The organism is Pseudonocardia sp. HH130630-07, from assembly GCF_001698125.1.
Taxonomy (GTDB): Bacteria; Actinomycetota; Actinomycetes; order Mycobacteriales; family Pseudonocardiaceae; genus Pseudonocardia.
This window is the reverse complement of record NZ_CP013854.1, coordinates 1,837,840-1,851,996: the sequence shown is the minus strand read 5'-3', so window position 1 is coordinate 1,851,996 and position 14,157 is coordinate 1,837,840. Positions and strand designations below refer to the sequence as shown.

Sequence of the window (14,157 nt, the reverse complement as noted above, 5' to 3'; positions counted from 1 at the left end):
CCGCTACCGTGGTGCGCGTGACAGCCGAGGTGGTCGAGGAGCCGGACGTGATCGCGGAGCCGGTTCCGTGTTCCCGGTGCTCGAACGGCGCGATGCTGACCATCGTCGGGCGGTGCGCGGACTGCATCTCCGACATGGGGCGCCACCATCCCGAGGAGCGCGAGGCCTGGAAACAGGAGCTGACCGCGGCCATCGAGAGTCGCGGGGAGTGACGCCGGCGCCGGGCGTGGCGACGCACGGTGAGCGACCCGGTCGGGTGTACGGTGAGGGCGACAGCGGCTGACCAGTCGTCAAGACTTGTGGTCGCAGGTCGGGTCGTGGGGGCGACGGGATCCGTGGGGTCGTGCGTCTCCGTGTTCCGGGGCCTCTAGCTCAATCGGCAGAGCAGCGGACTTTTAATCCGCGGGTTGTGGGTTCGATTCCCACGGGGCCCACATCCTCTGAACAGCAACGATGCGCCGTAGCGTAGCTCAAGTGCAGCTCTCGTGGGATCACTTGTGGTGCGGAGCCGCTGCTAGCCTTCCTGGTCATGGCCGGTACACGGAAGCGGTCGACCCGGCCGCGGGGCAGCGTCGAGGAGCTGCCGAGTGGGTCGCTGCGCGTAGTCGTCTACGCCGGGATCGACCCAGTGTCGAAGCGTCGGCACTACCTGCGGGAGACCGTTCCGGCAGGGCCGAACGCCGAGCGTGAGGCCGAGAAGGTCATGCGTCGGCTTGCGACCCAGGTCGACGAGCGACGTAGCCCGCGCACCGGCGCGACGGTCGACCACCTGCTCGACAAGCATTTCGAGATGGCGGACCTCGATCGCAACACGCTGTCCACCTACCGGGGATACGCGGACCGTCATATCCGACCGCTGATCGGCACGACGAAGGTCGGCGCGATCGACGGCGCGCTGTTCGACTCGTTCTACGCCGAGTTGCGTCGCTGCAGGGTGCACTGCGACCGGCGCCCGTTCGTCGAACACCGCACCGACCGTGACCACGAGTGCGACGACCGATGCCGATCGCACGCGTGCCGCCCGCTGGCGGCCGGCACCATCCGGCAGATCCACTTCATCCTCAGCGGTGCCTTGAAGCGCGCGGTTCGCTGGCGGTGGATCGCGACGAATCCGATCGTCGAGGCCGAGCCGCCGGCGGCACCGCGACCGAACCCGCAGCCGCCGAGCGCGACCGAGGCGGCGCAGATCCTCGGCGCGGCGTGGGAGCGGGACCCGGAGTGGGGGCTCCTCGTCTGGCTGGTCATGGTCACCGGGCAGCGCCGTGGGGAGCTGTGCGGCATCAGGTGGCGGGACCTCGATCTCGATCGAGGCGTGCTGACGCTGGCGCGGAGCATCGGCCAGCGTGACGGTCAGGTCTGGGAGAAGGACACCAAGACCCATCAGCAGCGACGGCTCACCCTCGACGAACACACGGTCGGCCTCCTGCGCGCGCACCACGAACTCTGCTGCCGGAACGCCGAGCAGGTCGGCGCTGCCCTGACTCGTGCCGCGTTCGTGTTCTCCCGTTCGCCGGACGGCTCGACTCACCTGCTCCCCGACTCGGTGACCCAGCGCTACGGGAAGCTGGCACGACGACTCGGGATCTCCACGACACTGCACAAGCTGCGGCACTACTCGGCGACCGAGCTGATCGCCGCCGGAGTCGACCCGCGCACGGTCGCCGGCCGCCTCGGTCACGGGGGCGGGGGCACAACCACGCTCCGGGTGTACTCGGCGTGGGTCGAGGAAGCGGACCAGCGGGCGTCCGCAAGCCTCTATGCCCGGCTCCCTCAGCGGCCACCGGTCACCGAGGCTGTGCCAACGGCGCCGGACGCCTTCGTGCCCAGGCACCCGTTCGAGCGCCTGGCCGTCGAGCTCCGGACTGAGATCGACAACGGCAGGTGGGCGCCCGGGCAGACGCTTCCACCGTTCAAGGGGATCGCCGCCGCATGCGGAGGCTCGGCGGCCACCGTGCAGCGCGCGGTGAAGCTGCTGGCGGAGTGGGGCTACGTCGAGGTCGTGCCGGGGCACGGTGCCCGCGTGCTCAACGGGGTGTAGCGCGTCACCGGCAAGCTACGCTCCGTCGGACAGGCATCGATCCGGGGAGCGTGTGCACTGTGGCCCCTCGTGGGACGTCAGGACGGATCGCGGACGAGCTGCGTGCCCGAATCCGCGACGGCCTGCTGCAGCCCGGGGCAATGCTGCCGTCCGAGGCCGGACTCGCAGAACAGCACGACGTCGCCCGTGGAACGGTGCGCGCCGCCCTCGCCGTCCTCGTCGACGAGGAACTGATCGAGGTAGTCCCGGGGGTCGGTCGCCGGGTGATCGGCGGCTCCGGCGCGGATCGAACAACCGCCTACGGGCGGATCGCCGATGACCTCGCTGCGGAGATCCGGGCCGGCACGCTCGCACCGGGGGAGCCCCTGCCGAGCGAGGCGACCGTGATGGGGCGGTACGACGTCTCGCGCAACACGGCTCGGCGGGCCTACAAAGTGTTGGCGGAGTCCGGGGCCGTCGTCGTACGGCATGGGGCCGGTGCGTTCGTGCGGCCGGTCGATTCCTGACCGTAGCTCGCCCTGGGCAGGCTACGGTTGGAGCCATGACGGCCCCGGACGACGTCCCGCCGGACGCCTGGAAAGTGCACGGCGAGCGAGCCATCTACGAGAACGAGTGGGTCACGGTCGGGCTGGCCGACATCTCACAGCCGTCGGGTGAACGGTTCGAGCACCACACCGTCACGCTGCCGGAGGCGGCCATGACCGTTGTCCTGGATGACGCGGGCCGGAACGTGCTGCTGTCCTGGCGGCATCGATTCGTGCCGAGCCTGTGGAACTGGGAACTCCCCGGTGGGCTGCTCGATGCCGATGAGACGCCAGCCGAGACCGCGGCGCGAGAGGTCGAGGAGGAGACCGGCTACCGGCCTCGATCGGTCGAGCACCTCGTGACCTTCGAGCCGATGGCCGGCACGGTCCGCAGTGCGCATCACGTGTTCCTTGCACGCGGTGCCGAGCGAACTGCCGAGCCGACCGAACGCAACGAGGGAACGTTCCGGTGGGTCCCGCTCGCCGAGGTCCCAGGTCTGATCGCGGCTGGAGAAGTCGGCAACTCGGGCGCTCTCGTCGGGCTGCTGCACGTCCTGGCGCTGTCAGGGCCAGCGGCGGCATCACGCTGCGCCGAGTAGATCCCGGATCCGGCGCCGCTGACGTTGTGACCCGGTTCGTCCGGCCAGCTGGCCGGCTCGCTCCGCCTGGGCTCGCGATTCGTCGGCCTCACCGCGCGCCCGTAGCGCCAGTGCGAGGTCGACCCGCAGGCTCACTTCTGCGCGTCCGTACTGGCCCTCCGGCATCGCTGTGAGGGCAGTCCCAAGATCCTGGATCGCAGACGCCTCACCGAGCCGGGCGAGGCAGTGCCCACGCCACCGGGCCAGGTGTCCGGCGTCCAGCATCAGGTACGGCAGCGCCTGCTCCGGCTGAGCGGGCAGCGCTGCCGCGGCTGCGTCGAGCGCGCGTAGAGCGGCGTCCCGTTCGCCGAGAGCCGCCAGGGACTCGCCCTCCGCGGCGCGGAGCCAGGCCAGCAGCTCGTTCGGGACCGAGCCGGCGGTGAGTTCGCGCGCCGAGACGATGAGGTCGTGCGCGTCGTGGGGGCGGCCGGCGTCCAGCAGAATGAACGCCTGCTGCGCCCGTGCGTACCCCAGTCCCGACGGCTGCCCGCTCTCCCGAGCTGCCGCAGTGGCGATCTCGTGCAGACGCCACGCCTCGGGGAGCCGCCCCATGTCGAGCGCCTGCCACCCGGCCAGCGCTGCGGCCTGCCCCAGCTCGTCGGCCGCCTCCTCGCGTGCCGTCCCCGGCAAGGCGTTCCGAACCAATGTCTCGACGGTCTCGACGTGCGCGACCGCCTGGCCGTGCACCGTTGATCCGCCGAGTCGCCGGTCGAGTAGCCGGATCGTCTGCGTCTGGGATCGGAGGAGAGCGACCAAGCCGGAGTCCAGTCGTGCGAACTCGGGAAGCTCGAACAGCTCGTCTTCCGGTGGCGAGGCGCCCCGTGCCGGCACCGCGGGTTGCTCCAGGCCGAGGTCGCTGGCGGAGCACCCGTATGCCTCGGCCAGCAGCTCGCGGTAGAAGTCGCTGACGACGCCTCCCTGGTTCTCCCAGACCGCGATCCGGCGCGCGAGGCTCTCGTCCTTCGGCAACTGCTCGCCTCGCCGCGTGGCTGCAGCCCGCAGCTCGTGAAGCAGTCGGGCCTTCTTCCAGCCGCGCTCCTCCCGCACCTGCGCGAGACGGTTACCCATCGACGACGCCCCCTCGTGCCGGGATCCACGGTGACCCGCTGAGCTGCGGAAATCAACCCTGATGTGGATCGTCGCATCACCTCGCGTCATCCCACGTCATCTCCCGACACCACCGTTCACAGCTGCAATCTCGTCTCCACGGCAGGCAACGGCGATTGACTCTGATCGCCACTCGTGCCTTACTTGTTCAGTACATGTGCCGTACGTGTACAGATTGGGGTCGAGATGAGTCAGCTCCGGACGGAGACGGCGCCGATGGCGCCGAGGTTCTACAGCGTGGCCCAGGCCGCGGCGCTCCTCGGGATGTCACCGATGACCGTCTACCGGGCAATCTCCGCGGGGGAGTTCCCCGCGGTCCGGATCCGCGGACGGCTGATCGTCCCGGCGAAAGCGATCGAGGCGATCGCTGACCTCGCGATCGCCGAGCAGACCGTTGTCGACGCCGCCGGTTGGGTGCCCGCGCAGCAGCAGGGGAGCGCCGGCTGATGGGCGCCGTCGGTGTGGTGCTGCTGGTGCTGGTTCTGGCCGCGGTGGTCTGTGCGAAGGCGCGGTCGGCTGGTGGGGCGGCGTTCTTCTCGGTGGTGGCGGCGGTGGTGTTCATCGCGACGCCGGTTGGTCAGGGCGTGCCGGGTGCGATCGCGACGTTCGTGTCGGCGTTCGATCAGGCGGCGACGCCGGCGCTGACCGGCGAGCAGACCGCCGATGGCGAGGCGCAGGTCGAGTCCGGTGGTGAGGGGCAGTGAGCCCGGCCGCGAGTGGTGCGGGTGAGGGGTTCGCGCTCAGGGCCGCGCAGGCCGAGGACGGCGGAGGTCCCGCTGGGGGCGGGGGGAGGGCCGACCGGCCCGAGCTTGGCCCGGCCTCACTCCCCATCAAGGGCGCTGCGCGTCGCTGCGCGACCGGCCGTGGGCCGGCCCTGGACGGCCAGCCTCGGAGGCCGTGCGCGCTGCGCGCTGAGGCGGCGGGGCGTGCGCCCGCCACCGGGGGCCGGACCGCCCGTCCCTCCACGTCTTCTTTCCCGTCGATCTCGGAGGTCAGCATGACCACAGCAGCAGTTGTCGATGTGCTGGAGCTGGACGACGACGTCGTCTGGGTGGATGTGTCCGAGCTGGTGTGCCCGGGCTGCGGTGGCCCGGTGGTGGACGCGCCGCCGTCGGGGTGGCCGGCCCGTGCCGGGGCGGTGCCGGAGTTCTCGCACCCGGACGGGTCGGTGCTGTGCCCGGACGAGCTGGGCCGGGTCGGGGAGCCGGTCGAGATCAGCGCCGCGTCCACGGCGGCCGGTGTCCCCGCGGGGGGTCTGCGGTGAGCCGCCCGTCGTTCCTTCCGACCTCGCACGTCGGGGTGAGTCTGCACTGGCACGAGGGTGCGCCGGCGCGCGTGGATGCCTATGCCGCGGAGGACCGCGTGACGGTCCGGCTGGGCAGCAACACCGGTGCGGTCACGGTGTTTCTCGACCGGTTCCAGCTGGCCCGGCTGCGGGACGTGCTGGCGCAGGCCGAGGTGGATCTCGACGCCGGGCAGCGGCAGCTGGCTGAGGAGATCAGCGGTGCGGGGGCTCTGGAGTGAGCGCGCATCAGAACCGAGGGATGGGTCGGCCCGGCGACGGGATCTTGGCGGACACACGACGCCGGGCCGCTCTCCCCACCGAACAGATGGAGGCAGGAGAGATGGTCAGCGTAGAGCGCCGGCAGCAGGTCGGCGAGGGTCGGGACTGGCGCGCCCACGGTGCGTGCGGCAGCACGGATCCGGAGGTGTTCTTCCCGGCCGCGGAGTCCGGGCCGGAGCGGGTGAGGGCCGAGGCGGCGGCGAAGGCGGTGTGCGCGGGGTGCCCGGTGCGGGCCCGTTGCCTGGCCTGGGCCCTCGACGCGCTGCCGTTCGGGGTGGCCGGCGGTCTGGGCGAGGACGAGCGCGCCGAGCTGCGCCGGTCCCGGTCGCGGGCGCGGCGGGTGCCGGTGACCCCAGTCCCGGTCCGGACTGCGGGCGCGCCGTGTTCGCCGTCGCGGCGGGCCGGTTACGCCGCGCTGGCCGCGGGCCGGGCCCGCGATGTCGTGGCGGCGCAGTGCGGGGTGTCGCGGCGCACGGTCGACCGCTGGGCCGCAGACCTCATCGCCGCCCGGACCGGGCAGGTGACCCGATGATCGCGCTGTTCACCACGGTCGGAGCAACCCTGCTCATCCTGGCGGCGTTCGCCGCCGCGGCGGCGCTGGCGTGGTCGCGCGGGGCCCGGGTGATCGCGGTCGGCCTCGGTGCGGTGGCGATGCTGCCGGCGGCGACGTTGTTGCAGGCGTTGTCGTGGCCGGCGTTCGCCGTCGCCGCTCTGCTGGTCGTGGCGGTGGTGTGGCACCGGTGGTCGAAGTCCTCGGCCACGATCTCCCGGTGGGCGGCCCGCACCCGCCGTCGCGCCGGTGTCGCCTCCAGTCTGGACATCGTCCGCCACGCCGGGACCCTCGCGGTTCGGAGGAAGGCGTCCACGGTGCGGCCGTCGCTGGCCGCGCTGTCGCGGTGGGAGCGCCTGCGCCTGCCGACCTCGGCGGCGGGCACCGAGTTGTGTCGGACCGGTGGGTTGCGGGTGTGGACCTCGACCGAGGACGTGGTGATCGTCGTCGGTGGGCCGCGGACCGGGAAGACGGGGTGGCTGGCCGGGCGGGTTCTGGACGCTTCGGGGGCGGCGCTGGTGACCTCGACCCGCACCGATCTCCTGGAGCTGTGTGAGCCGTTGCGTGCGGCTCGGGGGCCGGTGTCGGTGTTCAACCCGGCCGGGCTCGGCGGGCGCCCGTCGACGATCACGTTCGACCCGCTCACGGGCTGCATGGATCCGGTGACGGCGACTGAGCGGGCCACCGACATGATCGCCGCGGTCTCGCGCGGGTCGGGTGGGGATCGGGAGTTCTGGGACGGTCAGGCCCGCCGCGTCCTGGCCGCGCTGCTCCACGCCGCCGCGTTGGGCGGGCGCCGGATGGCCGACGTCCTGGGCTGGGTGGCGAACCCGGACCTGGCCGGGCACGACGTCCCGGCGTTGTTGCGCCGCTCGGGGGCGGCGGCGTTCGAGCAGGACGCGATGCAGTTCCTGGAGACCAACGAGCGCACCCGCTCCTCGATCACCTCATCGATCATGCCCGCGTTGGGCTGGCTCACCCACCCCGCCGCCGCAGCGGCGGCCGAGCCCGGTCGCGGGTTCGACGTCGCCCGCCTGTTGGAGGAGCGGGCGACGGTGTTCCTGCTGGGCGCGGAGGAGGCCCAGACCGCTCCGCTGGTGTGCGCGTTGACCGGGCACATCGCCCGCGAGGCCCGCCGCCTGGCTGCCCACCAGCCCTCGGGGCGGTTGGACCCGCCGCTGGGGTTGTTCCTCGACGAAGCCGCCCTCATCTCCCCGGTTCCCCTGGAGTCGTGGACGGCGGACATGGGTGGTCGTGGGGTGAACATCGTCGCGGCGTTCCAGTCCCGCGCCCAGATCCTGGGCCGGTGGGGTGAGCACGGGGCGGCGACGATCCTGAACAACACCGCCGGGCTGATGATCTTCGGCGGTACGCGGGACAAGGCGGATCTGGAGTTCTGGTCGACCCTGGCCGGGGACCGCGACGAGAAGGTCACCACCAGCGACGCGAACGGCAAGGTCAGCTCGCGCACCGTGCGCAAGGTGCCGGTGCTCGCTCCGGCGCAGATCGCGAACCTGCCCGCGGGGCGGGTGGTGGTGATCCGCCGCGGTATCCCGCCGGTGATCGGGCGCACCCGGATGGCGTGGAAGCGCCGCGACATCCGTCGTCGGGCGCGGCTGCTGCGCCGCGTGGAGGCCGAGACCCGCTGGTACCGGCGCCTGGACCAGGCCGCGACGTGGCGTGATCAGCAGACCGAGCGCGCGCTGACGGTGCTGGCCGGCCGGTGGCCGGCGAAGTTCGGCCCGGCCGCGCAGCGGCGGGTGCAGGCGAACGCGATGTTCGCCGAGCTGCGCGCCATCCACACCGGCCCCGCGCAGGTCACCGCCGCACTCACCGCAGCAGCCGATTCCCGCGCCGGTGAGGACCACTCCGAGGGCGGTGACCGGCCGTGACCCGCGCCGACCGCCCCACCACATCGTTCTCAGGAGACCAGACCATGACCACGAACGACCCCATCGACCACGACACAGCGCAGGGCGACTACAAGGACGACCACCAGGACACGACCGCGGCGGCCGGCTACCGGCTGATGACCCCGGCCCAGGGCGTGGACGTCCTGGCCGCCGGGCTACCCGGTGGCCGGGCCGACGCCGAGGCGATGCTGGGCCTCTACCTGCAGGAGAGCACCGGTGAGCACGGCCGCCCCGACGGTGGGTGGCAGGTCGACGACGAGGACCTGGCCGAGGTCCGCCAGCGGTTCAGCTGGGTGAACTCCGCAGACGGGGAGACCGTCGAACAGGCCCAGGCCCGCGCCGAGCAGCGTGCCGTCGACGCGGTGCTGGCCGCCGAGGACGCCACGGCCGATCCGGAGCAGCTGCAGCGGCTCCGCGACGAGGTCGAGATGTGGGGTTATCGCTCGCACCACACCGGGACCCGGGAGCTGACCGAGCAGCAGGGCTGCGACCCGGTGCCGCGCTACGTCACCCTCGGGCGGCAGGGCCGCGAACTGTCCCACCGCGATACGACCCCCACCGCGCCGGAGCGGGAACCCGACGAGCCGGACGACGACGCCGGACGACCCGACACACAGGGCCCGGGTGCGGACGTGGCGGCGCTCGATGACCGGGTCCGGGCCGCGGTCCTCTCGGTCGCGACGGAGGACGACGCCAGCACCGATAGCCGGTTCGGTGCCGGCCACGACGCCATCGACGGCTCGGACGTGGCGGGGTGGGAGCGGTGAGCGGGCGCGAGGAGATGACCAGCCGGCGTTCGTTCTGGGGACGCTGGTCGCAGCCGCGGGCCGGGGTCCTCGACGATGTCCTGGGCCGGATCGAGCGTGGGGAGATCGCGCTGGTCGGCACGGAGCGGGTCGCGCACGTGCGGAACCCGCAGACCGGTCGGCTGGCCGAGCGGGTGTCCCGCCGTCACGAGCGGGCCCTGGTGCGGTTGTTCGAGCAGGATCGGATCCGCGCCCGGGCGCCGTGGCTGGAGATCCTCGACGACGGCAGCGACGAGCTGGTCGCCAAGCTGGGCACCGACACCGGCTGGGGCGAGGGCCTCCACGACGTCGAGGACGACACCCGTGGCGCGGACGCGGACGCGGACGCGCAGGCTCCGCCGAGCGATGAGGCTCCGTCGGCCGGAGAGGAGCGGTCGGTCGGGCGGGTGAAGAACCGGGCTCTGGCTGCGGCGGCTCGGGATCAGGCCCGGGTCGCGCAGAGTGCTGGGCGGCGCTCGATCGCGGAGTGGCTGCAGGTTCAGGCGCTGGTGTGGGAGGCCCGCGCCCAGGCCGACACCGACGGCGCGGAGCTGGACGTCCCGGTGGCTGGTGAGGACGTGTCTGCGGCGGCGGTGAACGAGGTCCAGTGGCGGACCCTGTGTGAGCTGGACCGCCGCGGCGGGAGCCTGGATGAGCCGGCGTCGGTGCGTGCGGAGGCTGCCGCGGTCGCGGAGTCGCTCTCGGCCCGCACCGGGGTCGACGTCGAGCGGCTGCGGGTGCAGGCCAACCACGCCGTCGAGCTGTACTGCACCGACCGCGGCCTGGACTCCGACCCCGACCGGTTCGCCCCGCCCCGCTGGGACGAGCTGACCGGCGACACGACCCGTGCACACGTCGAGCTGCAACTCGGCCCCGTCCTGCGTCCGGGTCGGGACTCCGACGGCGCCGCGCAGTCCGGCCGTGGCGAGGACGTCCAGGCGCCGGGTGACGTCGGGGCCGGCGATCGGCCGGTGCCGGCCGTGCCGGAGCAGTCGGGGCGGGTGGAGACCGAGTGGGAGATCGTGGAGCGGCTGCAGGACGAGCCGGTCGAGGACCACCCGTTCACGTCGTGGGCGTTCATTGAGGGCACCCACCCGCGCCAGCACGACCCGCTGGTGCGTGACCCGGCGACGCTGGAGTCGTGCGCGCCCGCCGACCGACCGGCCACCTACTGGTCCTACCCCGATCCTGCCGAGGCGGCGGCACAGCGGGCGCGGGAGGAGTCATTCGCCAAGTCGCGGGCGACGGCGGAGCGGCTGCGGGACGAGCCGGTCGAGGACCACCCGCTGACCCTGGAGTTGTTCCTCGACGGGCAGCACCCGCGCCAGCACGACCCCCTGGTCCGCGACCCCAAGGTGATCGACGCGTGCGAGGTCAACCGGCCGGACACGTTCTGGACCTCCACTGACCCGGCCACGATCACCAACGCCCACCGTCTCGACGGCGCCGAGTTCCCCGGCCCCCGCCACGACGCAGCCGAACCGGCTGACCGAGCTGATCGAGCTGCCGCCCGGAGCGGCGAGCCGCGGGAACGCGACGACGCGGCCCCGCCGGTAGACGCCGAGCAGGGTGACCCGCTCGCTCGTCAGGTCACGACGAGCTGCGCGGCGGCCTACGCCGACGCCGCGGACGACGCCGACACCGACCAGTCCCCGGCGGTCGCCGCCGGGTCGCGGGTGGACGTCGACGACGACACCGAGGAGGCCGGGCGATGAGCGAGCACGAGATGCCCGAACACCCCCAGCCCACCAGCCCCGGTCTGGGTTCGGGTTCGGAGGGTCCGGTGCTGGCCGGGTTGGCCCGGGAGGTCGACGCCTTGCGTCGGGCGGTCGGGGAGTTGGAGCCGGTGCCCGAGCAGGTCGCGGACCTGGCCCGGCTGGTCGGGCAGCTCTCCGAGGCCCTGGCCGCGTTGACCGCCCGGCGGCGGGTGCCGGCGGCGCCGTCGTGGCTGCTCGCCCCCGCCGACCCGGGGCACGTGCAGAAGCTGCTTGATGAGCTGTGTGGCTGGTTGGAGGCGGTGTATCTGCGCTATCCCGACGCCGCGGGGTCGTTGCCGCCGTGCTGGTTGTGGCACCCCGACGTGGTCGAGGAGCTGCTGTGGTTGATGCACGCCTGGCTCGCGGCGTATCAGGGTCCGGCGGCGTCGGTGGGGGCGGCGGGGGACTGGCACGACCGCCAGCGCCCGGGGGTGGTTGCTCGGATCGGGCGCCAGGCCAAGAGCTGTTCGGTGGAGAAGCACCAGACCCGCGCGGGGTGGGCGAGCCCACCGTCCGGGCCGGTCGCGGTCCCGGGCCGCGACGCGATCGCCTCGATGGCGCGCTGGTGGGCGCTCGACCGTGACGGCGCCGCTCCTGAACCCGCGGCGGCCGACACGGCGTCCGGGTCGGGTGAGCGGAAGTGGAGCGCGTGAGCGGCGCGGCGCGGGGCGGGGGCTACTGGTCGCGGCTGCGGGACGCGGTGTCGGCGGTACGTGAGGTCAAGCGCGCCTACGACGCCGACCAGGCCGCGCTCTCGAGCGAGGACTTCGTGGGCAGCGACGCGGTCTATGACGCGGTCGAGGATCGTTCGCGGCGGCTGTTTGCGCTCGTCGAGGACGCGAGGACCGGGCTACGTGACGCCGCCCTGGGCCGGGACGTCGACACGCCCGCGATCGCCGAGCGGGCCCGGACGCTGCACGACAGCGCCGCCACCGCCTACGACCCCGCCACCTACACCACCGAGCAGCCGCGCACGGCGGACCCGCGACCGGTCGAGGAGGCCGTCGACGACGCGCTGGAGCACACCGGCACCGTCGACCAGCCGGACGACAGCGCCGCCACCGACGCGGGCACCGAGCAGGCCGGCGCGGTCGTGGACTGGCCCGAGCCGCGGGCCGGGGCAGCGACCGGTAGCTACGACGACCTGGCTGCGGCGATGGAGGAGATCACCGCAGGCGATCGGGCGGGGTGGCAGGCGTGGTTCGCCGAGAACGACGAGCTGGGCGCGATCGTCGCCGGCGCCGACTACGAGCAGCTCATGCGCGACGGGTTCGGCGAGTACGACGAGCAGGACGACAGCGCCGACGACAGCGCCGACGAGGTCGACGCGGACGGCGGCGCCGGTGAGCGGCTCGTCATCGACCGGGACCGGCCGCACGTCGACCCGTGGGAGGTGGGCAGCAGCACCGAGCCGTCGGACCGGGTCGACCTCGACCAGGTGGTCCCTGCCTGGGGTGTGCCCGATCCGCTGGAGCAGGCCCGTCGCGCGCTGGCCGAGGTGCAGCTCGATCTCGATGCCGGCCTCGACGCCGAGGACGAGGCGCCGGGCTGCCGCTACGACTGCGATCCGTGGCGCGAGTCCGGTCTCGACGATGGGGACGGAGACGACCCGTGGACGCGATGAACGACCCGAACCCGGACCGGGACGCCTTCGCCGAGCTGGTGGGCCGCTACCGCGACACCACCCCGGACACCGACGCGGTGCCGCTGGACGGGACGGCGGTGGACGGGGGACCGGTGGTGCGGGCGTCGGTGCCCTCGGTGTGGCAGATGCGGGCGCTGGCTGATCGCAACGACGAGTTCCGGGCCCGGACCGGGGTCGCTGATCCGGAACCGGGGCGCTCACGGGAGCTGCGTGAGCGCGCCGACGAGCTGGAGCAGACCCCGGTCACCGAGCTGATCGCCCGCTATCCGGACTACCTGCGGTTGCACCCCGACCAGGCGGTGCAGCGCTTGGCGACCTGTGGCTACGAGCCGGGGGCTGCGCGGGCGGAGGTCGCGGCCTACCTCGATGAGCAGACCGCCCGGTTCGGGCGTCCCGCGGGCGGGTGGGAACTGGACCTGCTCGGTCTCGCCGACGTCGAGGACCGCCTCTACGCCGAGGGCCACCACCAGCACCGCCACCCAACCGACAGCACCGACTCCAGCGACCTCTACGACGACGGGAGCGGCTGATGAACACCCACACCGCCGAGCACGCCGCAGCGCCGTCCGCCCCGCCGTCCGTATCGCCGTCGGGCGCGCGGCCGGGGTCGGGGCAGCGGTGGTCCCGGGCCGGGTTGTGGCTGCCCGGGCTCGCGGTGGCGGTCGGCGCGGCGGTCGCGACCGCGCACGGTCTCTACGAGGTCGCCGTCGCTGCCCGCGTACCCAAGGGCATTGCGTGGCTCTACCCGTTGATCACCGACGGCCTGGCGCTGGTCGCCTACACCGCGACCGCCCGGCTGCGCGGTGGCGCGGCCCGCTACGCCTGGGCTGTGGTGATCATCGCCGCGGGCTTGTCGGGGTTGGCGCAGGCGATGTTCCTGGCCGCTCCGGTCCCGGCGCCGGGCGCTGCTCCGGTGCCGGCGGAGCCGTTGCTGCGCTTCGGTGTCGGGGCGTGGCCCGCGGTCGCGGCCGCGGTGGTGGCGCACCTGCTCTACCTCCTCGCCGCCGCGCACCCCACCCACACCGGCGTCGAGCCCGTGCGTGAGGAGACGGCCGGACCGGTGGCGGGGCCGGTGCAGGCGACGATCCGGGTACAGACCCGCGAGCCCGCCGCCCCCTCGCCCGTCCCGCCCGTCCCGTCGGTTCCGGTGGGACACGGGTCGGGACACCCAGAGCGTCCCGTGTTGGACGGGCCGGTGATCCCGGGCCCGTCCCAGGAGCTGTCCCACCCGGTGTCCCACCGAGAGCCGACCGCGGCCCCGGTGGTGTCCCACGATGACGGGGCGGGGGTGACCGGGGCGGGTGCCCCGGTCCTGGACCGGGCCCGAGAACTGGCCGTGACCCACCGGGCACGCCACGGCGGCCTGCCGACGGTCCGGGAGCTGGAGGAGCTGGCCGAGGTCGGCCGGGGAACCGCCGCCCGGGCCCTGAAGCAGCTCCGCGAACAGCCCCAGCAGGCCGAGACCGGCCTGCACCTCGTCGCCACCGAACACACCGCCAGGACTCAGCCATGAGTAGCCAGCACCAGGACACCCAGCCGAGCACGCACACCAGCAGGAAGGACCAGCGCAGCATCAGCATCGAGCAGCACTACACCGAACAGAGCAACACCACCCCAAGATCAAAGGACTCACACC

General features: G+C 73.2%; 17 protein-coding genes and 1 tRNA gene. 17 read left to right on the top strand and 1 reads right to left on the bottom strand.

Features of this window, described 5'->3' with window-relative positions:
• Window positions 1-17 precede the first annotated feature (17 nt).
• The 5 genes from AFB00_RS08900 to AFB00_RS08880 all read left to right on the top strand — a co-directional run bounded on the left by AFB00_RS08900 (window position 18) and on the right by AFB00_RS08880 (window position 3,161).
• Window positions 18-212, top strand: a complete 195-nt coding sequence (locus AFB00_RS08900) for a hypothetical protein (RefSeq protein ID WP_156819455.1) — start codon at window positions 18-20, stop codon at window positions 210-212.
• Window positions 213-361: 149 nt separating this feature from the next.
• Window positions 362-434, top strand: a tRNA-Lys gene (locus AFB00_RS08895).
• 95 nt (window positions 435-529) lie between these two features.
• A complete protein-coding gene (locus AFB00_RS08890) occupies window positions 530-2,038 on the top strand; it encodes a tyrosine-type recombinase/integrase (RefSeq protein ID WP_068796833.1) in 1,509 nt (502 codons plus the stop codon).
• A complete protein-coding gene (locus AFB00_RS08885) occupies window positions 1,930-2,544 on the top strand; it encodes a GntR family transcriptional regulator (protein ID WP_083275378.1) in 615 nt (204 codons plus the stop codon). The genes AFB00_RS08890 and AFB00_RS08885 overlap by 109 nt, the downstream gene beginning before the upstream one ends.
• 35 nt (window positions 2,545-2,579) lie before the next feature.
• Entirely contained in the window at window positions 2,580-3,161 is a 582-nt protein-coding gene (locus AFB00_RS08880) for an NUDIX hydrolase (RefSeq protein WP_068796831.1), read from the top strand.
• Here the strand turns inward: AFB00_RS08880 and AFB00_RS08875 are convergent.
• Window positions 3,144-4,268, bottom strand: a complete 1,125-nt coding sequence (locus tag AFB00_RS08875; RefSeq protein ID WP_068796830.1) for a hypothetical protein — start codon at window positions 4,266-4,268, stop codon at window positions 3,144-3,146. The genes AFB00_RS08880 and AFB00_RS08875 overlap by 18 nt on opposite strands.
• Window positions 4,269-4,523: 255 nt before the next feature.
• Between AFB00_RS08875 and AFB00_RS08870 the strand changes: the two genes are divergently transcribed.
• From AFB00_RS08870 to AFB00_RS33085, 12 genes are all read left to right on the top strand, one after another.
• The gene (locus AFB00_RS08870) at window positions 4,524-4,754 is read left to right on the top strand and encodes a helix-turn-helix domain-containing protein (protein ID WP_231974291.1); all 231 of its coding nucleotides are present in this window, start codon (window positions 4,524-4,526) and stop codon (window positions 4,752-4,754) included.
• Window positions 4,754-5,011 carry a hypothetical protein gene (locus AFB00_RS08865; RefSeq protein WP_068796828.1) on the top strand — a complete coding sequence of 86 codons (258 nt, stop codon included), beginning with the start codon at window positions 4,754-4,756 and terminating at the stop codon, window positions 5,009-5,011. The genes AFB00_RS08870 and AFB00_RS08865 overlap by 1 nt, the downstream gene beginning before the upstream one ends.
• Window positions 5,012-5,304: 293 nt before the next feature.
• Window positions 5,305-5,571, top strand: coding sequence for a hypothetical protein (locus tag AFB00_RS08860; RefSeq protein WP_156819454.1), 267 nt, complete (start codon window positions 5,305-5,307; stop codon window positions 5,569-5,571).
• Window positions 5,568-5,831 (top strand): hypothetical protein, encoded by a 264-nt coding sequence (locus AFB00_RS08855; protein WP_068796826.1) that lies wholly within the window; start codon window positions 5,568-5,570, stop codon window positions 5,829-5,831. The genes AFB00_RS08860 and AFB00_RS08855 overlap by 4 nt, the downstream gene beginning before the upstream one ends.
• 101 nt (window positions 5,832-5,932) lie before the next feature.
• Window positions 5,933-6,403 (top strand): WhiB family transcriptional regulator, encoded by a 471-nt coding sequence (locus AFB00_RS36115; protein ID WP_068796825.1) that lies wholly within the window; start codon window positions 5,933-5,935, stop codon window positions 6,401-6,403.
• A complete protein-coding gene (locus tag AFB00_RS08845) occupies window positions 6,400-8,313 on the top strand; it encodes a type IV secretory system conjugative DNA transfer family protein (protein ID WP_068796824.1) in 1,914 nt (637 codons plus the stop codon). Before AFB00_RS36115 ends, AFB00_RS08845 begins: the two co-directional genes overlap by 4 nt.
• Window positions 8,314-8,357: 44 nt before the next feature.
• A complete protein-coding gene (locus AFB00_RS08840; RefSeq protein WP_068796823.1) occupies window positions 8,358-9,101 on the top strand; it encodes a hypothetical protein in 744 nt (247 codons plus the stop codon).
• Window positions 9,098-10,834, top strand: a complete 1,737-nt coding sequence (locus tag AFB00_RS08835) for a hypothetical protein (RefSeq protein ID WP_156819453.1) — start codon at window positions 9,098-9,100, stop codon at window positions 10,832-10,834. The genes AFB00_RS08840 and AFB00_RS08835 overlap by 4 nt, the downstream gene beginning before the upstream one ends.
• A complete protein-coding gene (locus AFB00_RS08830) occupies window positions 10,831-11,529 on the top strand; it encodes a hypothetical protein (RefSeq protein ID WP_231974289.1) in 699 nt (232 codons plus the stop codon). Before AFB00_RS08835 ends, AFB00_RS08830 begins: the two co-directional genes overlap by 4 nt.
• The gene (locus tag AFB00_RS08825; RefSeq protein ID WP_156819452.1) at window positions 11,526-12,500 is read left to right on the top strand and encodes a hypothetical protein; all 975 of its coding nucleotides are present in this window, start codon (window positions 11,526-11,528) and stop codon (window positions 12,498-12,500) included. The genes AFB00_RS08830 and AFB00_RS08825 overlap by 4 nt, the downstream gene beginning before the upstream one ends.
• A complete protein-coding gene (locus AFB00_RS08820; RefSeq protein WP_068796820.1) occupies window positions 12,488-13,051 on the top strand; it encodes a hypothetical protein in 564 nt (187 codons plus the stop codon). Before AFB00_RS08825 ends, AFB00_RS08820 begins: the two co-directional genes overlap by 13 nt.
• Window positions 13,051-14,034, top strand: a complete 984-nt coding sequence (locus AFB00_RS33085; protein WP_068796819.1) for a hypothetical protein — start codon at window positions 13,051-13,053, stop codon at window positions 14,032-14,034. Before AFB00_RS08820 ends, AFB00_RS33085 begins: the two co-directional genes overlap by 1 nt.
• Window positions 14,035-14,157 lie beyond the last annotated feature (123 nt).